At 62.1% G+C, this 24,270-nt stretch carries 22 protein-coding genes; 14 read left to right on the top strand and 8 right to left on the bottom strand.

Annotation, left to right across the window (positions count from 1 at the left end):
* Positions 1-36: 36 nt before the first annotated feature.
* From AC0JZ4_RS02270 to AC0JZ4_RS02215, 12 genes are all read left to right on the top strand, one after another.
* Positions 37-594: a rod-binding protein gene (locus AC0JZ4_RS02270; RefSeq protein WP_471887758.1), complete on the top strand. Its 558-nt coding sequence runs from the start codon at positions 37-39 to the stop codon at positions 592-594.
* A 26-nt stretch (positions 595-620) separates the two neighbouring features.
* Positions 621-986, top strand: a complete 366-nt coding sequence (locus AC0JZ4_RS02265; RefSeq protein WP_471884838.1) for a hypothetical protein — start codon at positions 621-623, stop codon at positions 984-986.
* Positions 987-991: 5 nt separating this feature from the next.
* The gene (locus tag AC0JZ4_RS02260) at positions 992-1,537 is read left to right on the top strand and encodes a hypothetical protein (RefSeq protein WP_471884837.1); all 546 of its coding nucleotides are present in this window, start codon (positions 992-994) and stop codon (positions 1,535-1,537) included.
* Between the two features lie 179 nt (positions 1,538-1,716).
* Positions 1,717-2,271: a hypothetical protein gene (locus AC0JZ4_RS02255; RefSeq protein ID WP_471884836.1), complete on the top strand. Its 555-nt coding sequence runs from the start codon at positions 1,717-1,719 to the stop codon at positions 2,269-2,271.
* Positions 2,272-2,368: 97 nt separating this feature from the next.
* Positions 2,369-4,195 (top strand): GumC domain-containing protein, encoded by a 1,827-nt coding sequence (locus AC0JZ4_RS02250; RefSeq protein WP_471884835.1) that lies wholly within the window; start codon positions 2,369-2,371, stop codon positions 4,193-4,195.
* A gap of 140 nt (positions 4,196-4,335) precedes the next feature.
* A complete protein-coding gene (gene folD / locus AC0JZ4_RS02245; protein WP_471884834.1) occupies positions 4,336-5,235 on the top strand; it encodes a bifunctional methylenetetrahydrofolate dehydrogenase/methenyltetrahydrofolate cyclohydrolase FolD in 900 nt (299 codons plus the stop codon).
* Positions 5,236-5,376: 141 nt separating this feature from the next.
* Positions 5,377-6,738, top strand: a complete 1,362-nt coding sequence (locus AC0JZ4_RS02240; protein ID WP_471884833.1) for an ABC transporter substrate-binding protein — start codon at positions 5,377-5,379, stop codon at positions 6,736-6,738.
* A gap of 221 nt (positions 6,739-6,959) precedes the next feature.
* The gene (locus tag AC0JZ4_RS02235; protein WP_471884832.1) at positions 6,960-7,973 is read left to right on the top strand and encodes a carbohydrate ABC transporter permease; all 1,014 of its coding nucleotides are present in this window, start codon (positions 6,960-6,962) and stop codon (positions 7,971-7,973) included.
* Position 7,974: 1 nt separating this feature from the next.
* The gene (locus AC0JZ4_RS02230; protein WP_471884831.1) at positions 7,975-9,144 is read left to right on the top strand and encodes a carbohydrate ABC transporter permease; all 1,170 of its coding nucleotides are present in this window, start codon (positions 7,975-7,977) and stop codon (positions 9,142-9,144) included.
* Between the two features lie 26 nt (positions 9,145-9,170).
* Entirely contained in the window at positions 9,171-10,838 is a 1,668-nt protein-coding gene (gene bglA, locus AC0JZ4_RS02225; RefSeq protein ID WP_471884830.1) for a beta-galactosidase BglA, read from the top strand.
* Positions 10,839-10,895: 57 nt separating this feature from the next.
* Positions 10,896-11,984 carry an ABC transporter ATP-binding protein gene (locus AC0JZ4_RS02220; RefSeq protein WP_471884829.1) on the top strand — a complete coding sequence of 363 codons (1,089 nt, stop codon included), beginning with the start codon at positions 10,896-10,898 and terminating at the stop codon, positions 11,982-11,984.
* Between the two features lie 146 nt (positions 11,985-12,130).
* Positions 12,131-12,487 carry a hypothetical protein gene (locus AC0JZ4_RS02215; RefSeq protein ID WP_471884828.1) on the top strand — a complete coding sequence of 119 codons (357 nt, stop codon included), beginning with the start codon at positions 12,131-12,133 and terminating at the stop codon, positions 12,485-12,487.
* A 17-nt stretch (positions 12,488-12,504) separates the two neighbouring features.
* Here the strand turns inward: AC0JZ4_RS02215 and AC0JZ4_RS02210 are convergent, their stop codons facing one another.
* From AC0JZ4_RS02210 to AC0JZ4_RS02180, 7 genes are all read right to left on the bottom strand, one after another.
* Positions 12,505-12,930 carry a type II toxin-antitoxin system VapC family toxin gene (locus tag AC0JZ4_RS02210; protein WP_471884827.1) on the bottom strand — a complete coding sequence of 142 codons (426 nt, stop codon included), beginning with the start codon at positions 12,928-12,930 and terminating at the stop codon, positions 12,505-12,507.
* Positions 12,931-13,116, bottom strand: coding sequence for a hypothetical protein (locus AC0JZ4_RS02205; RefSeq protein ID WP_471884826.1), 186 nt, complete (start codon positions 13,114-13,116; stop codon positions 12,931-12,933).
* A gap of 76 nt (positions 13,117-13,192) precedes the next feature.
* Positions 13,193-15,010, bottom strand: coding sequence for a phosphogluconate dehydratase (gene edd, locus AC0JZ4_RS02200; RefSeq protein ID WP_471884825.1), 1,818 nt, complete (start codon positions 15,008-15,010; stop codon positions 13,193-13,195).
* 108 nt (positions 15,011-15,118) lie between these two features.
* Positions 15,119-15,817, bottom strand: coding sequence for a 6-phosphogluconolactonase (gene pgl, locus AC0JZ4_RS02195; RefSeq protein ID WP_471884824.1), 699 nt, complete (start codon positions 15,815-15,817; stop codon positions 15,119-15,121).
* A gap of 6 nt (positions 15,818-15,823) precedes the next feature.
* On the bottom strand, positions 15,824-17,302 hold the full coding sequence (zwf, locus tag AC0JZ4_RS02190; protein WP_471884823.1) for a glucose-6-phosphate dehydrogenase: 1,479 nt from the start codon (positions 17,300-17,302) through the stop codon (positions 15,824-15,826).
* 77 nt (positions 17,303-17,379) lie between these two features.
* The gene (locus AC0JZ4_RS02185; protein WP_471887757.1) at positions 17,380-18,678 is read right to left on the bottom strand and encodes an NAD(P)/FAD-dependent oxidoreductase; all 1,299 of its coding nucleotides are present in this window, start codon (positions 18,676-18,678) and stop codon (positions 17,380-17,382) included.
* Between the two features lie 31 nt (positions 18,679-18,709).
* A complete protein-coding gene (locus AC0JZ4_RS02180; RefSeq protein WP_471884822.1) occupies positions 18,710-20,152 on the bottom strand; it encodes a glutamine synthetase family protein in 1,443 nt (480 codons plus the stop codon).
* 127 nt (positions 20,153-20,279) lie between these two features.
* Here AC0JZ4_RS02180 and AC0JZ4_RS02175 point away from each other — a divergent pair, with 127 nt between their 5' ends.
* Complete coding sequence (locus AC0JZ4_RS02175) at positions 20,280-21,470, top strand: BaiN/RdsA family NAD(P)/FAD-dependent oxidoreductase (RefSeq protein WP_471884821.1); 1,191 nt, start codon at positions 20,280-20,282, stop codon at positions 21,468-21,470.
* Between the two features lie 408 nt (positions 21,471-21,878).
* Entirely contained in the window at positions 21,879-23,726 is a 1,848-nt protein-coding gene (locus AC0JZ4_RS02170) for a methyl-accepting chemotaxis protein (protein WP_471884820.1), read from the top strand.
* Positions 23,727-24,009: 283 nt separating this feature from the next.
* On the opposite strand, the gene AC0JZ4_RS02165 is transcribed toward AC0JZ4_RS02170, so the two are convergent.
* Positions 24,010-24,261, bottom strand: coding sequence for an SMc00767 family acetate metabolism repressor (locus AC0JZ4_RS02165; protein ID WP_471884819.1), 252 nt, complete (start codon positions 24,259-24,261; stop codon positions 24,010-24,012).
* Between the last annotated feature and the right edge of the window lie 9 nt (positions 24,262-24,270).

Genomic DNA, 24,270 nt, shown 5'->3' with positions numbered 1-24,270 from the left:
GGTGGTGGAGAACGCGGCGGTATGAAAGGACAGGACGTGGCGATTTCTCCTCCAAGCGATCTGGTGCTCGACGTCGTTCGGGCCGCTGATCCGGCAGAAGTTCAGGCAGCCCAGGCGAAGTTGCAGGCAAACCGTGCCGCATTCGCGGCTTCGAGCCTCGCGGATGCCGGCAAGGGTTTCGGCGCCGCCGTCGATCTGATCGATACGCCCGGCACCAAGGCGGGCCTCGACCACGTCGGCAACCTGAAAAAGGCCGATCGGGCAGAAATGCCGGACGAATATCGCAAGTTCGAGGCCTCCATCCTTTCGACCTTCGTCAACTCCATGCTGCCGAGCGACAGCGAGGAAGTGTACGGCAAGGGTTCGGCCGGTGAATTCTGGAAGGGCATGATGGCGGAGAAGATCTCCGATGAAATGTCCAAGTCCGGCGGCATCGGCTTGGCCGAGCAGATGTATTCCAAGGCGCTTCAGCGCACTGGTGCGGCGAACGCGGCGACCGATGAGAACGATCGCAGCCGCGCCGTCAGCATGGTCAACGATTTCCAGAGACAGGTCCTCGGGGTTTCGACCGTAGATAAGAAGAACGAGGCCTGAGCATGACACACATTGAGGCAAACACCATGGAAGTTGTATCCAGCGATTATCGTATCAAGACCGTCCTCGGCCGGCTGGAAATGATCATCGACAACGAGAATCAGCGCATCGGCGCCGACCCGCAGTTCGATCTCAAGGTGTCCAACGCCCACAAGAGCCGTTGCCTCTATGAGCTGACCATGCTTTTCCGCGGCACCGATCCCAAGCAGCTGGCCGTCAATCACATCGACCAGATGCACAGCCTCAAGGGCAAGCTGGCGCTCAACGCGCGCCGCGTCGAAGCCCATCTTCACGCCGTCCGTGCGGTCGCCGACATCCTCAAGAATGCGGCACGCGATGCCGATGGCGACGGCACCTATACCCAGGAACAGTTCAGCTACGGTGAGGCCTGAGCCTCATGGTCAAGCTTCTGCTCACCGGTTTCTGGGTCTGCATCGTCACGCTGGGCGCGGTCTATTTTTCCGTCCAGATGGCGGCCGGTCCGGCACCGGTGGATGAGGAGGCCGAAAGGCGCAGCCAGCTCGAGCTCGTGCGCGGTGAATCGATCACCGTGCCGATGATCGCCGATGGTGCCGTATCGGGCTACTTCATCGGCCGCATCTCCTTCATGATGGACAAGCAGAAGATCGCCGACGTCGAGCTGCCGATCACCGAACTGATGACCGACCAGCTCTACACGCTCCTGATCGGCAACAGGATGGTCGACCTGTCCAATCCGGGCGCTTTCGACCTCGAAAAATTCAGAACCGCGATCAAGGCGGATATGAACGCCAAGCTGCACGACGAGATCGTCGCCGAAGTTCTGGTCGAGCAACTCGACTACATGTCCAAGGACGACATCCGCACCAATGCCTCGCGCAACGGGCGCACACCGCCCGCGACCCAGATCGTCGAAGGCGCCAAGGTCGACGGCGCTGCCGCTGCACCTTCGACCGGCCACTGAGAGAGCGACACAACAAACGACAAAAGGCCGGGTTCAAGCCCGGTCTTTTGTCGTTTGGCGCTTGCCGTTTCCCATAAGAAGGCGGATCGCGAGACTTTTAGCGGTTTCCTTAGACGCGCCTAAACCGCGGCCTGCTAGGCACGGATGCAACACATCCTCAAGCGCCGCAGGACGCCCCGATGAGCTTTGCCGGACACAATATCACAGCCGTCGGCTCCGGCCGGAAGGGCAGTTCTGCCCTTGACGGTCTCGATTGGGACAGGGCACTTTCGCTTGCCGAAAGTCTTGCGCGCGTGCCGGGTGGCCGCAGCGCCGTGTCATTTCTCGACGAGGCGTTGATCGCCCGCTGCATCGTCGACCGCGCAGAACGGCGCGTGGTCAGCCGTCACCTGCTCCTGCCCGCACTCGGCCGCATGTCGCGGACCCTGCTGCGCCTGACCGGCTTTCGCGACATGACCGTGGCATTCAGGCCTGCCGATTTCCTGCCGGCCTTCCTCACCTTCGCCGAACAGCCGCTCCGTATCCTCGTCGTGACGGAAGAACCGGGAAGGTCGCAGGCTCTGGCCGACAGGTTCAAGGCCCATGCCCCCTGGCACGAATTTCTCACCGGCGAGAACGGTGGCCGTTGCGACGTGATGATCGTCAGCGCCGCCGACAACCGACGGGGCAGGGCGATCGCGGAAAAAGCCGGCTGCGCGGCAAATCTCGCCATCCACATCGGCCGGCCATATTAACCTTTTGTTTGGCACGAAAGTTTAGACTGCGTTAATCAACGCGGTGTTTGGGGTCCTGTCCCCTCATGAACCCCGCCGCGTGCAGGGGTCGCAAACGATGTACGGACCGACGCATATCGCCGCTGAAGGCGGGGAAGCGCCTGGCGAGATGCCCTCGATGCTGTCACGCATGCGATCGGCCGTCGTCACGGCGGGTGTCGCGGCCGCCATCGGCGCCGGTCTGTCCTTTGCCGCCACACCCTACCTGCCAGGCGAATACCGGGCCGAAACCAGGCTTGTTGCAACCGGCGCCAGCGAGGAGGCCGTGCGTTCGTCGATCGCCGAACTCCGCTCCAGCGCCGCACTCGACAACGTCATCCGCGCCCTCAATCTCGGTCGTGGCGATGATTTCGCCGCCAGCCGACCGTCGGTCTTCGCGCTCGTGTCCGATGTATTCTCGGGCGATGTCACCACCGTTTCGGAAGCGGAGGATGCGGTACGCAAGCGCCTCCAGGATGCCGTCTCGATTGATTATGACGCCGGTGCGGCAACGGTTCTGATCGGCGTGGAGGCCGGCAGTGCCGAAACGGCAACGACGATCGCCAAGCGGCTGACGGATGAATTCCGCCGTCTGGTGGTCGTTTACGCCGGCACGCAGGCGAGCCCCGAACTGGCGGCGATGCGCCGCGCCGCCGACCGCGCCGAATCCGCCGTCTCGGGTTTTGCCGCCAAGCTCGGTGAGCCGGTGCTGGCGCGCTTGAAGGTGCTGCAGGACCGGCGCAGCGAAATGACGGCGCAGATCGACGCCGTCGAGCGACACCTGGCGGACCTGACCGACAAGCAGAAGACGGCCGCATCGATGAAGCTCGCCGATGTGCTGGCCGGCCCGCTGCCCGACAATCTCGAGTTCACCGGCGTCGAATACGAGCGTCAGCGCTATGTCCAGGCGGAACTGGAAGTCCAGCGCCTTTCCATCGATCTCGGCCCCAGGCACCCGCGCCGTGCCGCAGCGCAGGGCGCGCTCGATGGCGCGAGGCGCGATATCGGCAGCGCGCTCGCCCGTCTCGTTACGTCGCTGAAGGAACAGGTGGCGTCTAGCACTACGTCACTCGACGACTTGAAAGCCGGCCGCGCCGCGCTGTCGTCGGATCGGGAACTGGATGACCATGCCCGCCAGCTGGCAAACCTTCAGGCCGCCGCCGCCGAGGCGCATCGGAACCTCGAAAAGGCGGAATCGAGCCCCTCGACCGCGCAGCCGGCAAGGACAACGCCTCCGCGCGTCATCGCGCCGGTGGCGGTCGAAGCCCTCGGTACCAACCCCTGGCTTCTGGTGGGTGGCGGCACGCTCGTCGGCCTTGCTGCCGGCCTTGCGCTGGTCGCCCGCCGCTATCGCCAGCAGTTGCGCCTGGCAGATGAACTGGAAGACATGCCGGTCGATCTGCCGCTTGCGGCCGAGGATCTCTCCGTCGATGTCGCATTCGCCGAAGAGACCTCCGACGAAATGTCTGGATCGGATACGGTCGAGCCGCAGCAGGTCGGCGAGATCGAGGCATGGACCGCCGCTCCCGACGACCGCTCCGCCGGCTGGGCGATACCCGATCCAGATCCGGTGGAAGAGCGGGTGGCCGCCAACAGTCCGGCTTTCGGCGACCGGATGCGCGACATGCTGCTCGAACATCGCCGTCCCGCCGCAACGGCCGATCTTCCGCCGCTTGTCGATCCGCTTGTCGGGCAATCGCATGAGCGCTGGTTGGAAGAGCCGCGCCGGCTGCCATGGGAAACCGCGTCGACAGATACGGATGAAGCACCGGCCCATGAGATGCCCACCTATGACATGGACGAGCTTCTGGAATTGCAGCGCGAGCTTGCACAACTGCGCGAACTCGTCCGTCTCCACGGTCAGGGTGCCGATGATGGCGACGAAGACCTGAAGGCAACGGGCTGACGTCCCCTCCGGTGCCCCCGATAGCCTTTGGCCGATAAACTCCTTGCATTTGCCGCAACGGGACAGCATAGGGCGTGGATGGGCAATCGGCTCGCCGCCGATCGCATAAGTTTCAGGCAATTGGAGCGAGGATCTTCGTAATGGCGTCAGTGATCGATGGTAAGGAAGCGGCTTCCTCCGTCATTTCCGCGGTAACCGAGGCGTCTACCTCTCTCGTCGAAAAGACCGGCATCCAGCCCGGTCTTGCCGTCGTCATCGTCGGCAACGACCCGGCAAGCCACGCCTATGTCAATTCCAAGAGCAAGATGGCCAAGCAATGCGGCTTCAACTCCGTGCAGCACACGCTGCCGGAAGAAACGACGCAAGGCCAGCTTCAGGCGCTGGTCGATACGTTGAACGCCGATCCGTCGATCCATGGCATTCTCGTCCAGCTGCCGCTGCCGAAGCACCTCGATTCCGATCCGATCATCCAGTCGATCCTGCCGGAAAAGGATGTCGACGGACTGAACATCGCCAACGCCGGCAAGATCGCCACCGGCGACCTGTCGAGCGGTCTCATCTCCTGCACGCCGGCCGGTTCGATGCTGCTTATCAAACGCGTCCATGGCGAGTATCTGTCGGGCCTAAACGCCGTCGTCATCGGCCGATCCAACCTGTTCGGCAAGCCGATGGGCCTGCTGCTGCTTGCCGCCAACGCCACCGTCACCATGGCCCACTCGAAGACGAAGGATCTGGCTTCCGTCTGCCGCAATGCCGATATTCTCGTGGCGGCCGTCGGACGCGCGGAAATGGTCAAGCGCGATTGGGTGAAGCCTGGCGCTACCGTCATCGATGTCGGTATCAACCGCGTTGCAGCACCGGAAAAGGGTGAAGGCAAGACGAAGCTGGTCGGCGACGTCGCTTTCGCCGAGGCATCGGAAGTCGCAGCCTCGATCACCCCGGTTCCCGGCGGCGTCGGTCCGATGACGATCGCCATGCTGATGGCCAACACCGTGATCGCCGCCCATCGCGTTGCAGGGCTGGCGGCGCCGAAATTCTGAGCGAGCGCGAACATGTGTCGCGCGCTGGTTGCGCGACCGCCCCTTGAAACCTCCGCAAGTGCCTTAAATCATTCTCCAGACTGCCTTCTTTGAAAGGCGGCGTTCAGATCGAAAAACGATTTCTGACGGGAGGATATTGGGATGAGGACTTCAGTATGGGTCGGCACCGCTTTGGTTGCCATGCTGGCGGGGGGCGCTGTCGCGCAGGAACTGAAGTTTCCTCCCGGCGAGGATGCGAAATTCAACTGGAAGAGCTTTGAGGATTTCAAGGCGGCCCATGGCGATCTGAAAGGGCAGAACCTCACCCTGTTCGGCCCGTGGCGCGGCGAGGATGAAATCCTCTTCAACAGCGTGCTCGCCTATTTCAATGCCGCCACCGGGGCAAACGGCAGATACTCCTCCTCGGAAAATTACGAGCAGCAGATCGTCATCGATACCCAGGCCGGTTCGCCTCCCGATATCGCCATCCTGCCGCAGCCGGGCCTTCTGGCCGATCTTGCAGCCAAAGGGTTCCTGATCCCGCTCGGCAAGGAGACCGAGGATTGGGTCAAGACCAATTACGGCTCCGGCGAGGACTGGATCCGCTACGGCAGCTACAAGGGCAAGGATGGTGCAGACGCCTATTTCGCCTTCCCCTTCAAGGCCGACTTCAAGTCGATGGTCTGGTACGTTCCCGAAAACTTCGAGGAGGCCGGCTACGAAATTCCCAAGACGATGGAGGAACTGTTCGCGCTGACCGACCAGATCGTCGAGGACGGCGGCGTGCCGTGGTGCATCGGGCTTGGCTCCGGCGGTGCCACCGGCTGGCCGGCGACCGACTGGGTCGAGGACATGATGCTGCGCACGCAGTCGCCGGAAACCTACGACAAGTGGGTGTCGAATGAAGTGAAGTTCAACGATCCGGCGGTCGTTGGCGCGATCGAGGAATTCGGCAAGTTCGCCAGGAACGACAAATACGTCGCCGGCGGCGTGCCGGCCGTCGCCTCCACCGATTTCCGCGACAGCCCCAAGGGCCTCTTCGACATCCCGCCGAAATGCTACCTGCATCACCAGGCCTCCTTCGTCCCGTCCTTCTTCCCGCCGGACAAGGAACTGGGCGTCGACGCCGACTTCTTCTACCTTCCGACATATGCCGCAAAGCCCGAACTCGGAACGCCGGTTCTCGGTGCCGGAACGCTGTTTGCCGTGACCAAGGACACGCCGGCGGCAAAGGCCTTCATCGAGTTCCTCAAAACCCCGATCGCCCATGAAGTGTGGATGGCGCAGGCCTCGTTCCTGACGCCGTACAAGGGCGTCAACCTCGATGCCTATGCCAACGAGGTACTGAAGAAGCAGGGTGAACTTCTGACCAACGCCACCACCTTCCGCTTCGATGCCTCCGACCTGATGCCCGGCAAGATCGGCGCCGGCGCCTTCTGGACCGGCATGATCGACTACGTTGGCGGCAAGGATGCTCAGGCCTCCGCCGACGATATCCAGAAGGCTTGGGATGGATTGAAGTAGGGCAACGCAGAGTTTGGAGCGGCCCCTCACCCCGCCTCCGCTTCGCTCGGTGCCCCTCTCTCCGTAAACGGGGCGAGGGGCACCGGAGAGGCTGCGGCGTAGGTCCTTCGCCCCGCCTGCGGGGAGACGGTTCCGGCAGGTGGATGAGGGGCAATCCACAAGCGTAACGGCCGGTGTTGGGAGGTGCGTCAGCCCAACGAAACAACAAGGGGAGGGGTTTTATGACAGCACAGATCGTTTCGGCCTTCGGGGCCGTCATTGCCGGCGTGTTTGCCTGCGCGCTCTACTACTGGCTATCCGACAAGCTGCTGCAACTGGCATTCCCGGTGCGGGTCGGCGACACGAGGCGCGCCTCGGCCAATCTGCGAAGCCAGTCGGCGATCCGCCCCTGGCTCTTTCTCGGCCCGGCGCTGATCCTCATGGTCGTCTATCTCGTCTACCCCGTGATCGCCACCTTCATCCTCTCTTTCTACGATCGCTCCGGCGGCAATTTCGTCGGGCTTGCCAACTATCACTGGGCGGCCACCGACGATCAGTTCCGCCAGTCGATCCTCAACAACATCCTCTGGCTTGCCGTCGTGCCGGCTGCCTGCACCTTCTTCGGCCTCGTCATCGCTGTGCTGACCGACCGCATCTGGTGGGGCAATATCGCCAAAAGCCTGATCTTCATGCCGATGGCGATCTCGTTCGTCGGCGCCTCGGTGATCTGGAAATTCATCTACGAATTCCGCGGCGGCAGCGAGGCGCAGATCGGCCTCCTGAATGCCATCGTGCAGTTCTTCGGCGGCGATCCGCAGGTCTGGATCGCGCTGCCCCTCTGGAACAACTTCTTCCTGATGGCGATCCTCATCTGGATCCAGACCGGCTTTGCCATGGTCATCCTCTCGGCGGCACTGCGCGGCATTCCGGAAGAAACGATAGAGGCGGCCGTCATCGACGGCGCCAACGGCTGGCAGATCTTCTGGAAGATCATGGTGCCGCAGATATGGGGCACGATCGCCGTCGTCTGGACGACGATCACTATCCTCGTCCTGAAGGTTTTCGACATCGTGCTGACCATGACCAACGGCCAGTGGAACACGATGGTGCTCGCCAACCTGATGTTCGACTGGATGTTCCGCGGCGGCGGCGACAGCGGCCGCAGCGCGGTGATAGCACTCGTCATCATGGCCGCCGTCACGCCGATCATGATCTGGAACATAAGACAGGCCGGCGAAGATCGGGGAGGGCACTGACATGAACGCTGCAGCAAGCCTTCGCCGCATCGGCCTTCCGCGGCTTATCGTTCACGCCTCCGTCCTCGTGATCTGCATCCTCTGGCTGATCCCGACGCTTGGCATCCTCGTGACCTCGTTCCGCGATGCAGGCCAGATCGCCTCCTCCGGCTGGTGGACTGCCTTCAGCGGCGCGCCCGAAACCAGCGCCGCCCGCCTCGGCGATCCGTCGACCGCCCGCCAGGAAGGGCCGAACTACGTCATCTCCGGCTCCGTCTTCGATGACGAGGGTGCCGGCAAGCCCGGCAACGTGCAGGCTTTCGGCACACGCGTGGCGGAACCGACTGCCTTTGCCGCCGGCGAAACGGCGGATCTCGGCGATGGCGAGACGCTCGTCGTAAATGCGGACGGCACCTATACGCTGTCAAAGAACGCCGCCTTCGAAGGAAGGCGCGGCCAGCGGGTCTATCTCTCCGTCACGCAGCCGCCATCCTTCACGTTCGACAATTACCGCACGGTCCTGACTTCGCAGGGCATCGGCCAGGCCTTCGTCAATTCACTGACGGTGGCGATCCCGGCAACCATCATCCCGATCCTGATTTCCGCCTTTGCGGCCTACGCCCTGTCATGGATGCGCTTTCCCGGCCGCGGCATCATCATCGCTGTCGTCGTCGGCCTGATCGTCGTGCCGCTGCAGATGTCGCTCATCCCGTTGCTGACCATGTATAACGAGATCGGTGCGTTCTTCGGCCTGCCGTCGCGCAGTTATGTCGGCGTCTGGCTGGCACATGCCGCCTTCGGCATGCCGCTCGCCATCTATCTCTTACGCAACTACATCGCCGGGCTGCCGAAGGAAGTGATCGAATCCGCCCGTGTCGACGGGGCGTCGGATTTCGAGATCTTCGTGCGCATCGTGCTGCCCCTGTCCTTCCCGGCGCTCGCATCCTTTTCCATCTTCCAGTTCCTCTGGACTTGGAACGATCTGCTCGTCGCCATGGTCTTCCTCGGCACCGGCCGCGACCAACTGGTTCTGACGGGGGCGCTCAATGCGCTTTTAGGCTCTCAGGGCGGAAAGTGGGAAATTCTCACCGCATCCGCCTTCATCACCATTATCGTCCCAATTCTCGTCTTTTTTGCCCTGCAGCGATATCTCGTCCGCGGCCTGCTCGCAGGCTCGGTCAAGGGCGGGTAACCCAATCAAACGCACAAGGATATTGAATGACCATTTCCGCAGAGCATGGCGCCACATCCGACAAGGCAATCGATCGCGATTGGTGGCGCGGCGCCGTCATCTACCAGATCTATCCGCGCTCGTTTCAGGATTCCAACAATGACGGCATCGGTGACCTGAAGGGCATCACCGCCCGCCTGCCGCATATCGCGGCGCTGGGTGCGGATGCCGTCTGGATCTCGCCTTTCTTCCCGTCGCCGATGAAGGATTTCGGCTATGACGTCTCCAACTACATCGATGTCGACCCGATGTTCGGCTCGCTCACCGATTTCGACACGCTGATCGCCGAAGCCCATCGCCTCAATATCAAGGTGATGATCGATCTGGTCATGTCGCACACATCCGACCAGCACCCGTGGTTCATCGAAAGCCGCGCGTCGCGCTTCAATCCCAAGGCCGACTGGTATGTCTGGTCCGATCCGAAGCCTGACGGTTCGCCGCCCAACAACTGGCTGTCGATCTTCGGCGGCACGGCCTGGCACTGGGATCCGACGCGCATGCAGTACTACATGCACAACTTCCTCACCTCGCAGCCGGATCTCAACCTGCATAACCCGGAAGTGCAGGATGCGCTTCTCGATCTCACCCGCTTCTGGCTGAAGCGCGGCGTCGATGGTTTTCGCCTCGACACGATCAACTTCTATTTCCACGACAGGGAATTGCGCAACAATCCGGCGCTCGCCCCGGAACGGCGCAATGCCGCCACCGCACCTGCGGTCAACCCCTATAACTTCCAGGAGCACCTCTACGACAAGAGCCGCCCGGAAAACGTCGAGTTCCTAAAGCGCTTCCGTGCCGTGCTCAACGAGTTTCCGGCGATCGCCGCCGTTGGCGAGGTGGGGGACAGCCAGCGCGGGCTGGAAATCGTCGGCGAGTACACGTCGGGCGGCGACAAGATGCATATGTGCTATGCCTTCGAATTCCTGGCACCCGATCCGCTGACCCCTTCACGCGTCATCGAAACCCAGAATGCCTTTGCCGCTGCCGCGCCCGAGGGCTGGGTCTGCTGGGCCTTCTCCAACCATGACGTGGTCCGCCATGTCAGTCGCTGGGGCCAGGAGATCCTCGACCGCGACGCTTTCGCCAAGCTCGCCGCCGCGATCCTGCTGAGCCAGCGCGGCTCCGTCTGCCTCTATCAGGGTGAGGAACTGGGCCTGACGGAGGCCGATATCGGCTATGCCGATCTGCAGGATCCCTACGGCATCCAGTTCTGGCCGGAATTCAAGGGCCGTGACGGATGCCGAACGCCGATGGTCTGGGATGCACAGACCCATCAGGCGGGTTTCACCACACATGACAAGGCTTGGTTGCCGGTGCAGGTGGAACACCAGCTGCGCGCCGTCAGCGCCCAGAGCGGCGATCCCGGCTCGGTGCTCGAACAGTATCGTCGCTTCCTTGCGTTCAGGAAGGAGCATCCGGCGCTCTCCAAGGGCGATATCGAATTCCTGCCCGGCGAAGGGCCATTGCTCGCCTACAAGCGGCATCATGGCAACGAGACGATCCTGTGCATCTTCAACATGAGCGCCGGCGCCATCGGAGCACAGTTGCCGAGCGGTGACTGGGAAGTGCTGACCGGCCACGGTTTCGAAACGACGCTCGAAGGGCGTGGCGTTGAACTGCCGGGCTGGGGTGCATTCTTCGCCCGCCTGGCCTGATGGAAGCAGACACGAAAACGCGATCGACAAAAGGGTAACAAGGGGAGGTAGAAGACCATGACCGGTGTGACGCTGAAGGACATCCGCAAGTCTTACGGCCAGGTGAAGGTGCTGCACGGCATCGACCTGGATATCAGGGAGGGTGAGTTCGTCGTCTTCGTCGGCCCGTCGGGCTGCGGAAAGTCGACGCTGCTGCGGATGATCGCCGGGCTTGAAAGCATCACCGCCGGCGAGATGTTCATCGATGGCGAGGTCGTCAACGATGTCCCGCCGTCGCGCCGCGGCATTGCCATGGTCTTCCAGTCCTACGCGCTCTACCCGCACATGACGGTCTTCGACAACATGGCCTTCGGCATGAAGATCGCCCGCGAGAGCAAGGAGGAGATCGATCGCCGCGTCCGCGCGGCGGCCGATGTCCTGCAGCTGACGCCCTATCTCGATCGCCTGCCGAAGGCGCTCTCGGGCGGCCAGCGTCAGCGTGTCGCCATCGGCCGCGCCATCTGCCGCAACCCGAAGGTCTTTCTCTTCGACGAACCGCTGTCGAACCTCGATGCGGCACTTCGCGTCGCCACCCGTATCGAGATCGCCAAGCTCAAGGAGAAGATGGCCGATACGACGATGATCTACGTCACCCATGACCAGGTCGAGGCGATGACGCTCGCCGACCGGATCGTGGTCCTGTCCGCCGGACGCATCGAACAGGTCGGCCCGCCGCTCCAGCTCTACGAGCGTCCGGCCAACCTCTTCGTTGCCCGTTTCATCGGTTCGCCGGCGATGAACATCCTGTCGGCGAAGGTGGCCGAGGCGGCAGATGTATCGGCGGTCACGCTCGAAGGCGGAAAGCAGGCGCGCCTGCCGATCGCCGTTCCGGCTGCGGACCAAGGCAAGCCCGCAAGTCTCGGCATCCGCCCGGAGGATCTTCAGGTCGTGACCGACGAAAACTATCTGCTCGAAGGCCGTGTTCTGCTGGTCGAGGCGCTGGGCGAGGTGACGCTGCTTTATATCGAGGTCGCCGGCAGTGAAGAGCCCGTCATCGCCAAGCTTCAGGGCCTCTCCGATGTGGCAAAGGGCGATATCGTTCGCCTTTCCGCGGTGCCTGAGAAACTGCATCTTTTCGATGCCGATGGTCGGACCTACCGGCTCTAAAGGTTAACATTCTCAAGCAAGAACTTATACTCACATACCCATTGTTAAACTTCCGGCGCTAGTCTCGTCAGAGTAATGACAGGAGATTAGTCGTGGCTGCGGCACCGGGAAATAGAAACCACTTTTTGAACAAGGAAGAGTCTTTCATGTATGACCGCGAGAAGCGGTTCAAGATGGAAGACACGATGAATGCGGGCCGCATCGAATACACCGAGAATGCCATTCTCAACATGGCGCAGCGCCGTTGCGACGTGATCGGCATTTCGATGAGCGAGGCTGTTCTCGGCCTGATGACCCAGTATAATCTGCCGCAGCAGTTTTATCTGGATATCCCGGACGCCCGCATCTCCAAGGTCGGCTGCCTTCTGATGCGCGTCAACGCCAACAACACGATCAACGTCCGTTTCCTGCGCCTTCTGACGCAGAAGGAACTCGACCGCATTTTCGTCTTCTCGACACACCCCAACCACCGCGACCGCAAGCTCGATATCCGCAGCTGGTGAGCCACGCGGTCGGGCCGTCAACAGGCGACGGCGTCCAGATATCCCGATGCGGCGATCCTCAGGATGGCCGCATCGCGCGTAATCAGGGGAAGCTTGCGTACGCGCGCGGTGGCCATCACATAGCAATCCGCAGGATCGCGATGCTCGGTATCCCGAGCCACGCCTGCCGCCTCGATGGCGATACGCTGGCTGATCGGTAGAGACCGTACCAATATCTTCTTGCGTGCAACCCTCAGCCATTCGTCGATCGACAGATTGCCGAAATTCACTGCGTTGAAACGCTTGTGAGCGGCCAGCGACAGCTCCCATGCGGTTATCGGTGAAATGAACAGCCGATTGTCGTTCTGGCTTTCACCCAGCAGTCTCACGGCTTGGTCGGAAAGGCGGCTTTCGCCGCTAACGGCCCAATAGAGCGCATGCGTGTCGAGCAGCGCTCCGGCCAATCACTTATCCCTGCCGGCTTTTTCAAGCTCGAGAACCTGCTCGTAAATCGGCTTGGTCAGGTCGATTGCCGGGTCGATATCGAGCGGAAAATCCTTCATTGAGCCTAGGCCGCGCACGATAAGAACCTTTCCCGTCTTGGGGTCGATGATCCTTGTCTCGGTCGTGGTCGCAGGTTTCTTAGCCATACCACTATAGATAGCATGTCTGCCGCCAAATGCGAGAGCGGCGCAATGCCGCCCTCGTGCCGATCAGCTGGGTCGATCAGGCAAAAACGCTCGCGCCCTGGTCAGCCCGTCCGACATTGCGGCGGAAGGCCGAAAACAGTTCGCGGCCCATGCCGAATTCGTTTTCGGAGAGATCGGCGACGGCCGGTGTCCGGGCGGCGAACTCGCTCGCATCGACCAGCACTTCCAGCGTGCCGGAAACCGCATCCAGCCGGATCATGTCGCCATCGCGGATCTTTGCGATCGCACCGCCGTCGGATGCTTCCGGCGTCATGTGGATCGCCGCCGGCACCTTGCCGGATGCGCCCGACATGCGCCCGTCGGTGACGAGCGCCACCTTGAAGCCGCGGTCCTGCAGCACGCCGAGCGGCGGCGTCAGCCGGTGCAGTTCAGGCATGCCGTTCGCCTTCGGCCCCTGGAAGCGCACGACGGCGATGAAATCGCGGTTCAACTCTCCGCGTTTGAACGCATCCTGCAATCCCTGCTGGTCGTGGAAGACGATTGCCGGTGCCTCGATGACATGGCGCTCCGGCTTGACGGCAGAAATCTTGATGACGCCGAGGCCGATATTGCCGGTCAGCATCTTCAACCCTCCGGTCGTCTGGAACGGCGCCTCGATCGTCGTCAGCACTTTCGGGTCGCCGCTGACATCCGGCACGCTCTCGCGCGTCACCTGTCCATCGGCGCCGAGCTTGGCTTCCACCGTATAGGCCTCCAGCCCGTGGCCGAAGACGGTGCGCACGTCGTCATGCACCATGCCGGTCTTGAGCAACTGCTTGATCAGGAAGCCCATGCCGCCGGCGGCGTGGAAATGGTTCACGTCGGCAAGCCCGTTCGGATAGACGCGGGTGAGAAGCGGCACGGTATCCGACAGTTCGGAAATGTCCTGCCAGGTGAGACAGATGCCGGCCGCGCGCGCCATGGCGACGAGATGCATCGTGTGATTGGTCGAGCCGCCGGTGGCGTGCAGGCCGACGACGCCGTTGACGATCGAGCGCTCGTCGATCATCTCGCCCGCCGGCGTGAACTCGTTGCCGAGCGCGGTGATCGCCAGCGCCCGCTTGGTCGCCTCGCGGGTCAGTGCTTCGCGCAGCGGCGTGCCGGGATTGACGAAGGAGGCGCCGGGCATGTGGAAACCCATGATCTCCATCAGCATCTGGTTCGAATTCGCGGTGCCGTAGAAGGTGCAGGTACCGGGGCCGTGATAGGACTTGGATTCAGCCTCAAGCAGTTCGGCGCGCCCGACCTTGCCTTCCGCATAGAGCTGGCGGATGCGCGACTTCTCGTCATTGGGCAGTCCGGTCGTCATCGGCCCGGCGGGAATGAAGACGGCCGGCAGGTGGCCGAAGGAAAGCGCTGCGATGACGAGGCCCGGAACGATCTTGTCGCAGATGCCGAGATAGACGGAGGCGTCGAACATGTTGTGGGACAGGCCGATGCCCGCCGACATGGCGATCGCATCGCGCGAGAAAAGCGACAGCTCCATCCCCGGCTGCCCTTGGGTCACGCCGTCGCACATGGCCGGCACGGCGCCAGCCACCTGGGCGATGCCGCCGGCCTCGCGTGCCGCGTCGCGAATGATCGGCGGAAATGTCTCGTAGGGCTGGTGGGCCGAGAGCATGTCGTTATAGGCGGTGATGATGCCGAGGTTCGGAACGACGTCGCCGGCAAGCGCGTCCTTCTCGGAGGGGGAACAGACCGCGAAGCCATGGGCGAGGTTGCCGCAGGATAGCACGGCGCGATTCGTGCCCTTGGAAACTGCCCGGCCCAAGCGGCCGAGATAGGCTTCACGGGTGGGTTTCGATCGCTCGACGATCCGTGCCGTGATCGCTTCGATGCTGGAATGCGCCGCCATGTCAAATCCTCCTTCGGTCAATCCCGGCCTGGGAGAGGCCGAAGCCACCGGGATTGCAGTCTCACGGTTGGACCGGCGCCCGTCTGCCGAGGCGCCGGCAAGAGCGCCTTATGGCGCCCAGTAGATGTCGAGAGGCGATGCCGCCCGGTTCAGAACGGCACGGATCGGCATCTCGGTTTCGTCCGACCCGGCTTGCGCCTTCGCCAGTACCTCTTTCTTTTCCTGGCCCTCGATGTGCAGCACCAGTGTACGCGCATCCGAAAGGGCGGAGAAGGTGAGCGTCAAACGCTCTTCCCCGGCACCCTCTGCGGCCATGGTCATGACGCCGCGCGGGGTGGAAAGATCGATCGCCTTGGCGAGATTGTTGCCGTGCGGGAAGAACGATGCCGTATGGCCGTCGCCGCCCATGCCGAGGATCGCCACGTCGAAGGGGTCGGCAATGGGCGCCGTCTCCTTCGTCGCAATCTCGGCTGCAGCCTCTATCGAGGCTGCCTCGTGGTAAAGAGGGATAAATGTCGCAGCTGCGGCCTTATCCTTCAAGAGGTGCGTGGCGACCAGAAGATGGTTGGAACGCGGGTTATCGGCGGGCACGAAACGCTCGTCCACCAGCGTTACCTTGACCTTGCTCCAGTCGATGTCGGCGGCCGAAAGCGCCTCGAAGAAGCGCTTCGGCGTGGAGCCGCCGGAAACGGCGATGGACGCCGTTCCTCGGGTTGCGATCGCCGCCTCCAGCCGTGCGGAAACATCCTGGGCCAGCGCTGACGCCAGTTCGGTTCCATCGGCAAAGCTATGAAGTGTCGATGCCATGGTCTATCAGCCCTCGTGCCAGGTGCGGCCGTCCCGCTCGATCAGCGCGATTGCCTGGCTAGGACCCCAGGTGCCGGCCGTATAGCCCTGGGCCACCTGCCCGGTTTCTTCCCAGCCCTTGAGGATCGGGTCGACCCATTCCCATGCCGCTTCCACTTCGTCGCGGCGCATGAACAGCGTCTGGTTGGCGCGGATCGTGTCCATCAGCAGGCGCTCGTAGGCGTCGGGGCTGCGCACGTTGAAGGCCTCGGCAAAGCTCATGTCCAGCGATACGTTGCGCAGGCGCATGCCGCCAGGACCCGGATCCTTGATCATCAGCGATTGCTTGACGCCTTCGTCCGGCTGCAGGCGGATGATCAGCTGGTTGGCGGAAATGCGGCCGGCCGCTGCGTCGAAGATGTTGTGCGGCACCGGCTTGAAGGTGATGACGATTTCCGACATGCGCTCGGTCAGGCGCTTGCCCGTGCGGATGTAGAAGGGCACGCCCGCCCAGCGCCAGTTGCCGATCTCTGCCTTGATGGCGACGAAGGTCTCGATATTGGAAACGCCGCCCTCAAGTTCTTCGAGATAGCCCTTTACCGGGCCACCGGCGGAAGCGCCGGCGCGGTACTGGCCGCGCACGGTCATCTGCTCGACATTCTCCGCATTGATCGGCTTCAGGGCGCGCAGCACCTTCAGCTTTTCGTCGCGCACGGCTTCAGAGTTCATCGAAGAGGGGGTTTCCATCGCGACGAGGCACAAAAGCTGCATGATGTGGTTCTGCACCATGTCGCGCAGCGCGCCGGCGGTATCGTAGTAACCGGCGCGGCCTTCTAGGCCGACGGCTTCCGCCACCGTGATCTGAACATGGTCGATATAGTTGGCGTTCCAAAGCGGCTCGTAGAGCGCATTGGCAAACCGCAGCGCCATCAGGTTCTGGACGGTTTCCTTGCCCAGATAATGGTCGATACGGTAGATCTGTTCTTCCTTGAACACCTTGCCGATCGTGTCGTTGAGTTCCAGCGCCGAAGCAAGGTCACGGCCGATCGGCTTTTCCACGACGATGCGCGTCTTTGCCGTGATCATCTTGTTGTCGCGGATCTTTTCCGAGATCGCGCCGAAAATGCCCGGTGCGACGGCGAGGTAGAAGGCGCGGATACGGTCCTTGCCGGTGCCTTCGTCGAGCAGCTTCTTCAGCTTGTCCCATCCGCCGTCGGACTTGGCATCGACGGAGACGTAGTAGATGCGTTCGCAGAAGGTTTTTACCTGCGCTTCGTCATACTCGCCCTTCTTCAGGTGCTCCTTGAGGGCATCCTCGGCGAATTTGCGATATTCCTCGTGAGAAAGCGCGCTGCGCGATGCGCCGATGATCCGCGTCGGCTCCGAGAACTGGCCTTCGATCTGTCGGTGATAAAGGGCCGGCAAAAGCTTGCGCTCGGCAAGATCCCCGGTTCCGCCGAAGACGATGCAATCGAATGGTTCCACTGGAATGATCTGGCTGCTCATCGCTCAACTTTCATTATGTGTGGTTGGGGTGTGTCTTATGCTAATCGATTTAAAAAGGCTAGTCCGAAATGGCTGCCTCAGATGCGGTCTCTTAGCGCAAACCATGTGAGTGCGAAGAAAAGCAGTGGCTTGCGCATCATATGTCCTCCGGGAAAAGCCGGTACATCGAGATCGGCCAGCATGTCCAGTTCACTTGGCTTGCCGGCGATCATTTCAGCATAAAGTTTGCCGCAGTAATTTGACAGCATGACGCCATGGCCGGAATAGCCGCCGATCGCCGTCACGCCCGGCATCACCTGTCGCACGAATGGCCGGCGCGGCAGGGTGATGCCGACATTGCCGCCCCATGCATGAGTGATGCGCACATCTTTCAGCGCCGGGTAGGTGGTGACGATTTGGCTGCGGATCGCCTCTGCCGTATCGCTCGGGTTTTTCGACGAATAGACCTCACGCCCGCCGAACAGCAGCCGGTTGTCCTTCGACTTGCGGAAATAACGCACGACGAAACGGCTGTCGCAAACCGATTCCGATCCGGGAATGACATGCGGAAAGGCATCCAGTGGTTCGGTTGCGGCAATGAAAGATCCGATCGGCATCACATGTGCCGAGGTGACAGGTTCCAGATCGCCGATATAGGCATTGGTGGCGATCAGCACCCGGTCGGCGGAAAGCGTGCCTCTGGGCGTCTCGACCTTGATCCTGGCGCCCTCACGGCGGATTGCGGTGGCCTTCGTGTTTTCGTAGATCGCCGAACCCGCGGCTTTCGCCACCCGCGCCAGCCCGATCAGCAGTTTCAGCGGATGGACATGCCCGGTGCCGGTATCGCGCACGCCGCAGAAATAATCCTTTGTGCCGACCCGCTCCGCCGTTTCTTTCGCATCCATGAATGTCAGATGCGGATAGTCATAGCGTTCGGCGGCGATCTCCGCATTGGCGCGATACTCGCGGTCATGGCCCTTCTTGTGCGACACGATCATGTGGCCGGGCATGTATTCCATGTCTATGCCGTTGATCGTCGCAAATTCATGCAGATGCCGCTTGGCGTTTTCCGCCATGTCGAACAGCAGTTTCGAACGCTCGTAGCCGAGCTCCTTTTCCGCATCCTCCGGCCACCAGCGCTGGCCGGTGCCGAGCTGCCCGCCATTGCGGCCGGAAGCCCCGTCACCGAAATGGCCGCCTTCGATCAGCGCCACCGAGACACCGGACCGCGCCAGCGTGTAGGCCGCCTGCAGGCCGGTATAGCCGCCGCCGATGATTGCCACGTCCACGGTTTGCGAGCCGTCGAGCGACGGATAGGTCGGTCGCTCGCCGACGCTTGCCTGATACCAGGAAATTCCGGGCGCGATCGGGCTCTGCCACTGATCGCCGGAACGCACGTCTGCCAGACTTGCATCCATCAGCGCATCCTTACACGTTGAGCAGCAGGAATTCACGCTCCCAGGGGCTGATCACCTGCATGAAGGTTTCGAACTCGCCGCGCTTGACGCCGGCATAGATGCCGATGAATTCCGGGCTGAACACCTTGGTCAGTTCCGGCTCCTCCTCCATCAGCGACACGGCCTTCAGCAGGTCGCGCGGCAACGAGATAGCCCCTTCGTTCGCCGTCTCGTCCGTCGGGGGCGTCGGGTCGATCTTGTTCATGATGCCGAGCAGGCCGCAGCCGAGCGAGGCCGCCAGCGCCAGATAGGGATTGGCATCCGAACTCGGCAGTCGGTTTTCCACGCGCCGCGCCGCGGGGTCGGAAACCGGCACGCGGAAGGCGGTGGTGCGGTTGTCATAGCCCCAGGCGGTATTGACCGGCGCCGCCATGTCGGGCGTCAGGCGGCGGTAGGAATTCACATAGGGCGCCATCATCACCAGCGCCTTCGGAACATAGGTCTGCATGCCGCCGATAAAGTGGAAAAACTCCTTCGAAGCCTTGCCGTCCTTGCCGGTGAAGATGTTGGCGCCGGTCTCTATGTCGACCACCGACTGGTGGATGTGCATCGCCGAACCTGCCTGCCCCTGCATCGGCTTGGCCATGAATGTGGCGTAGATGCCGTGCTTCAGCGCTGCCTCGCGGATTGTCCGCTTGAACATGAACACCTGATCGGCCAGTTCCACCGGATCGCCGTGGCGCAGGTTGATTTCGAGCTGCGCCGGACCTTCTTCATGGATCAGCGTGTCGATCTCCAGCCCCTGCTTTTCGGAGAAGTGGTAGATGTCGTCGATCAGTTCGTCGAATTCGTTGATGCCGGCGATCGAATAGCCCTGGCCGCCGAGGATGGCGCGGCCCGAACGGCCTTTCGGCGGATGCAGCTGATAATCCGGGTCCTCGTTCTTGGCGACGAGGTAGAATTCGATTTCCGGTGCGACGACCGGCTTCCAGCCGCGTTCCTTGTAAAGGTTGACGATGTTCTTCAGCACGTTGCGCGGTGTGTAGGCGACCGCTTCTCCCTCGGTATCGACGATGTCGCAGATCACCTGCGCCGTCGGGTCGGTTTCCCACGGCACGACGGACAATGTCGAAAGATCCGGCACCAGCTTGAGGTCGCTGTCGCGCGGCTCGTAGCGGAAGCTTGCCGTCTCTTCAGGATACTCGCCCGAAATCGTGTGGCGGTAGAGCGCCGATGGCAGCGCCAGGGAGGTGTTGGAGGTGAATTTCGACGACGGCATCATCTTGCCACGCGGCACGCCGGCCAGGTCGGGTGTGATGCATTCGATATCCTCGATCCCGCGCGCCCGCAGCCATGCCGCGGCCTCCTGCCAGTCGGCGACGCCGCGAAGCGAGGTCAGCGTTGGTTGGGCGACGGCCGCCTTCGCGACCGAGCCGACTTCAGCAGCAGCAGGATTGGCTTTCTTTGTGGGCATGACACACCGTTTAGGGTTGATCGATTGTTCCATCATAGCCACGGATTGGCGAATGGCGAGGGGAGGCGTTGACTTTGCAGGAACTATGGCGAAGAGCGGGGGAGACAACCGCTAGAAATCAGAGGAATTGATCTTGGCGCGTAAATTCGATGTGGTGATCCTGGGCGCGGGCGCCGCCGGCATGATGGCGGCAATCCGCGCCGGAGGCCGCGGCCGTTCGGTGCTGGTGCTCGACCACGCCAAGGCGCCGGGCGACAAGATCCGCATTTCCGGCGGTGGCCGCTGCAATTTCACCAATATCCATGCCGGGCCGAAGAACTACCTCTCGGGCAACCCGCATTTCGTCAAGTCGGCGCTCGCCCGCTATTCGGCCCAGGATTTCATCGATCTGGTGAGCCGCCACCGCATAGCCTTTCACGAAAAGACGCTCGGCCAGCTTTTCTGCGATGACAGCGCCAGGGACATTATCCGCATGCTGCTTGCCGAGATGGACGCTGCCGGCGCCAAATTGGAGCTGCAGACCGGTATTGCCGCGGTCGACAAGACACCGGACGGGTTTCGCGTCACCACCGACCGCGGCGATCAGATCGAGTCGACGTCGCTGGTCGTCGCCACCGGCGGCAAGTCGATCCCCAAGATGGGCGCGACCGGGCTTGCCTATGACATTGCCGCAAGGTTCGGCCTGAAGCTCGTCGAGACGCGCCCGGGCCTTGTGCCGCTGACGCTTGATCCCGGTCTTCTGGAAAAGCTTGCGCCGCTCTCCGGCATCGCGGCACCCGCCGAGCTGCGCCACGGCAAGACGGCGTTTCGCGAGGCATTGCTCTTCACCCATCGGGGCCTGAGCGGGCCGGCGATCCTGCAGATCTCCTCCTTTTGGCGTGAAGGCGACGAGATCGCCATCGCCATCGAGCCGGACCGCAAGATTGCCGATGACCTGAAGGCCGCGCGCAAGGCAAACGGCAAGCAGATGGTGCAGACGGCGCTTGCCGAAATCCTGCCCAAGCGGCTGGCGCAGTTCTTTGCCGAAAAACACCCGAACGCCGCCAAGCTTGCCGATTGCTCCGACAAGGTCTTCGACGAGATCGCGCGCTCTGTGCAGGACTGGCGCCTGCGGCCCGCCGGTTCGGAAGGTTATCGCACCGCCGAAGTCACGCTCGGAGGGGTAGATACGGCCGATCTGGATTCGAAGACAATGCAGGCGAAATCTATACATGGCCTATACTTCATCGGCGAATGCGTCGATGTCACGGGCTGGCTCGGCGGCTACAATTTCCAGTGGGCATGGTCGTCCGGCCACGTTTGCGGCGAGGCTCTGTAATCCGGTTTTTCAGAACTTCTTAATATAGCTGGTGGATGCTGCCACAATCCAAGCTTATTTCCGTGTTCAAACGTGAAATTGGATGCCATGATTGCCCAGTCATCGTTTCGGAGTTTAGCCCATGCCGACTGCTCGCCGTACCCGTGCCATCGCAATTGCCAAGGCGGAAGACCGTTCAAGGGTCTATCGCCTTACATTGGTAATGATTGCAATTGGGGCCACGGCTGCACTACTGGCACTGCCGTCTCTTTTAGGATGAAATTCTAATATGGCTTAGAATTTGAGTAGTTATCGCGCATATTACTATATGCGCGGTGAATGCCATTCTTGCGATTTGTCAAATTTAACGTTTTTTTACTCATTTGCGCCCATAACTTGCAAAAATCGCCATTCTTGCAAGGGGGCATCATGAAAAAGCTCGTTCCTTCGTCCGTTGTCACCAAAATCGTCGTTCTGTGTCTGCTGCTCATCGCGGTGGCCGTCTCCGCCGTTTCCGGCCTCGCCTTCATGACGTTCCGCAAGGACATCATGGAAACGGCGCTCGACGATACGCACAAGTCCGTCCGCACGATGGCGCTGATTTATGAAACGGCTTTGCCCGGCGCCCGCACCACGCTTGCCGATGGCAGGCTGGCCCGCGTTACCGCCGGCGAGGGGGCACTTCAGGGCCATGATCTGGTTGACCGCACGGCCGGTTCGATCGGCGGCGTGTCCACCGTGTTCGAGAAGCAGGGCAGCGATTACGTCCGTGTCTCGACCAACGTCAAGAATGAGAAGGGCGAGCGCGCCGTCGGCACCAGACTGGCCGCCGATCATCCGGCCCAGGCCGCCCTGTCGCGCGGCGAAGCCTATTACGGCCAGGCCGTCCTGTTCGGTCGCGATTTCATGACCGGCTATTATCCCGTCATGAACGCCAGCGGTGCCATCAGCGGCGTGCTCTTCATCGGCATTCCGATGGAAGTCTACTTTGCCCATATCGCCTCTGCCGGCATGTCGCTGATGGCTGCATCGCTCGTGGCGCTGCTGTTCATCGCCTTCGTCAGCTATCTGGTCATTCGCGGCATGGTGCGCCCGCTCGGCGTCCTCACCGGCTCGGTCCGCGCCATTGCAGACGGCGACAACAAGTCGGAAATTCCCTACACCGCCCGCGCCGACGAATTCGGCAACATTGCCCGCGCATTGCAGATCTTCCGCGACAATGCCTTGGAAAAGCTTCGCGTCGAGCATCAGGCCTCGCTGGAGCGCGCCGAAGCTGAGGCAGAGCGCGAGCGCAACGACAGCGACAAGCGCATGGTCGACGGCCAGATCGATCAGGCTGTGACCGCACTCGGCTCGGCCCTGTCGCGTCTGTCCCAGGGGGATCTCTCCGTCACCATCGACAAGCCGTTCTCCGGCAAGCTCGAACCGCTGCGTACCGATTTCAACGGCTCGATCGTCAAGCTGCGCGACACGCTCTCCCATATCCGCCAGAGCACGATGGCGATCCAGAAGAGCAGTGCCGACCTCAGCCATTCCTCGGCCGACCTGTCGCGCCGCACAGAAAGCCAGGCCGCATCGCTGGAGGAAACCGCGGCAGCGGTCGACGAGATCACCACGACCGTTCGCTCTTCGGCCGACCGCGCCCGCGAAGCCAACGAGGCGGTGTCGCACACCAAGCGCAACGCCGATAACTCCGGTACCGTCGTCAAGAACGCCGTCGCTGCCATGGGCCGTATCGAGGATGCCTCGCAGAAGATCGAACTGATCATCGAAGTCATCGACGACATCGCCTTCCAGACGAACCTTCTGGCGCTCAATGCCGGTATCGAGGCCGCCCGCGCCGGTGACGCGGGCAAGGGCTTTGCCGTCGTCGCCCAGGAAGTCCGCGAACTGGCGCAGCGCTCCGCCGATGCCGCCAAGGAGATCAAGGGCCTGATCAACCAGTCGACGACCGAAGTCGGTGCCGGCGCCTCGCTTGTCCAGCAGGCGGGCCAGGTTCTCGCCACCATCAGCAACGAGATCGTCGTGATCAGCCAGCATGTCGAGACCATCGCCACGGCCAGCCGCGACCAGTCGGCGGCGCTGCAGAACATCAACCAGTCCGTCAACCAGATGGACCAGATGACCCAGCAGAACGGTGCCATGGTGGCCGAAACCAGCGAGGCAAGCCGCCGTCTGGCCGACGAAACCGACGCGCTGTTCACGCTCCTGCAGCAGTTCCGTATTGATGCCGCGACGACGGCGCAGTCGAACCACCGCTACGACCGGGCGGCCTGATCGGCTTCAGCTGCGAACACCATAATGCAACGCGAGAAAGGGCGGCCATCGGTCGCCCTTTCTCTTTGGTGGGACGGGACTTTCGGGGGGGGCGCCCGTCAGGTGGGGGAGGCGTGCCCGGCCGGCATTACGCGGCGACGCGCATGGAGCGGCCGGCATGAACCCGGCTCTTGCGGGCTTGCCCCGGCCGGTTTTGAATATTCGCTATTCGCTATTCGCTATTCGCTATTCGCTATTCGCTATTCGCTATTCGCTATTCGCTTCCGGGCTCGTCGCCCGAAATTCACTGCACCCTGTTGGCGACGACAACCGGAACCATCAGGTCGCCCCAGTGCCCGTCGCCGCCGTGATGCCGTGCCGAGCGGATCAGCTCGACCGAAACGCCAGTCTCCACGGCCTTCATGATCGCGTGGTTCAGCCGGTGCAGATCGTTCGCCAGTGCTCGGATGGCGGACTGCTGGTCGCTGGTCATGGCACTCGCCTGTTCTTCCGCACGTTCTTTGACATGCGTCTTGATGGGGGTCTGAATGGTCATATCGGTGTC

The organism is [Rhizobium] kunmingense, assembly GCF_977018605.1.
Note: the sequence above shows the minus strand (reverse complement) of the source record. Positions and strands in the feature narration are given on the sequence as shown.

Coding starts and splice junctions, on each gene's coding strand:
- AC0JZ4_RS02265 (WP_471884838.1), top strand. CDS start 621: ATGGAAGTTGTATCCAGCGATTATCGTATCAAGACCGTCCTCGGCCGG.
- AC0JZ4_RS02260 (WP_471884837.1), top strand. CDS start 992: ATGGTCAAGCTTCTGCTCACCGGTTTCTGGGTCTGCATCGTCACGCTG.
- AC0JZ4_RS02255 (WP_471884836.1), top strand. CDS start 1,717: ATGAGCTTTGCCGGACACAATATCACAGCCGTCGGCTCCGGCCGGAAG.
- AC0JZ4_RS02250 (WP_471884835.1), top strand. CDS start 2,369: ATGTACGGACCGACGCATATCGCCGCTGAAGGCGGGGAAGCGCCTGGC.
- folD (WP_471884834.1), top strand. CDS start 4,336: ATGGCGTCAGTGATCGATGGTAAGGAAGCGGCTTCCTCCGTCATTTCC.
- AC0JZ4_RS02240 (WP_471884833.1), top strand. CDS start 5,377: ATGAGGACTTCAGTATGGGTCGGCACCGCTTTGGTTGCCATGCTGGCG.
- AC0JZ4_RS02235 (WP_471884832.1), top strand. CDS start 6,960: ATGACAGCACAGATCGTTTCGGCCTTCGGGGCCGTCATTGCCGGCGTG.
- AC0JZ4_RS02230 (WP_471884831.1), top strand. CDS start 7,975: ATGAACGCTGCAGCAAGCCTTCGCCGCATCGGCCTTCCGCGGCTTATC.
- bglA (WP_471884830.1), top strand. CDS start 9,171: ATGACCATTTCCGCAGAGCATGGCGCCACATCCGACAAGGCAATCGAT.
- AC0JZ4_RS02220 (WP_471884829.1), top strand. CDS start 10,896: ATGACCGGTGTGACGCTGAAGGACATCCGCAAGTCTTACGGCCAGGTG.
- AC0JZ4_RS02215 (WP_471884828.1), top strand. CDS start 12,131: ATGTATGACCGCGAGAAGCGGTTCAAGATGGAAGACACGATGAATGCG.
- AC0JZ4_RS02205 (WP_471884826.1), bottom strand. CDS start 13,116: ATGGCTAAGAAACCTGCGACCACGACCGAGACAAGGATCATCGACCCC.
- edd (WP_471884825.1), bottom strand. CDS start 15,010: ATGGCGGCGCATTCCAGCATCGAAGCGATCACGGCACGGATCGTCGAG.
- pgl (WP_471884824.1), bottom strand. CDS start 15,817: ATGGCATCGACACTTCATAGCTTTGCCGATGGAACCGAACTGGCGTCA.
- zwf (WP_471884823.1), bottom strand. CDS start 17,302: ATGAGCAGCCAGATCATTCCAGTGGAACCATTCGATTGCATCGTCTTC.
- AC0JZ4_RS02180 (WP_471884822.1), bottom strand. CDS start 20,152: ATGCCCACAAAGAAAGCCAATCCTGCTGCTGCTGAAGTCGGCTCGGTC.
- AC0JZ4_RS02170 (WP_471884820.1), top strand. CDS start 21,879: ATGAAAAAGCTCGTTCCTTCGTCCGTTGTCACCAAAATCGTCGTTCTG.
- AC0JZ4_RS02165 (WP_471884819.1), bottom strand. CDS start 24,261: ATGACCATTCAGACCCCCATCAAGACGCATGTCAAAGAACGTGCGGAA.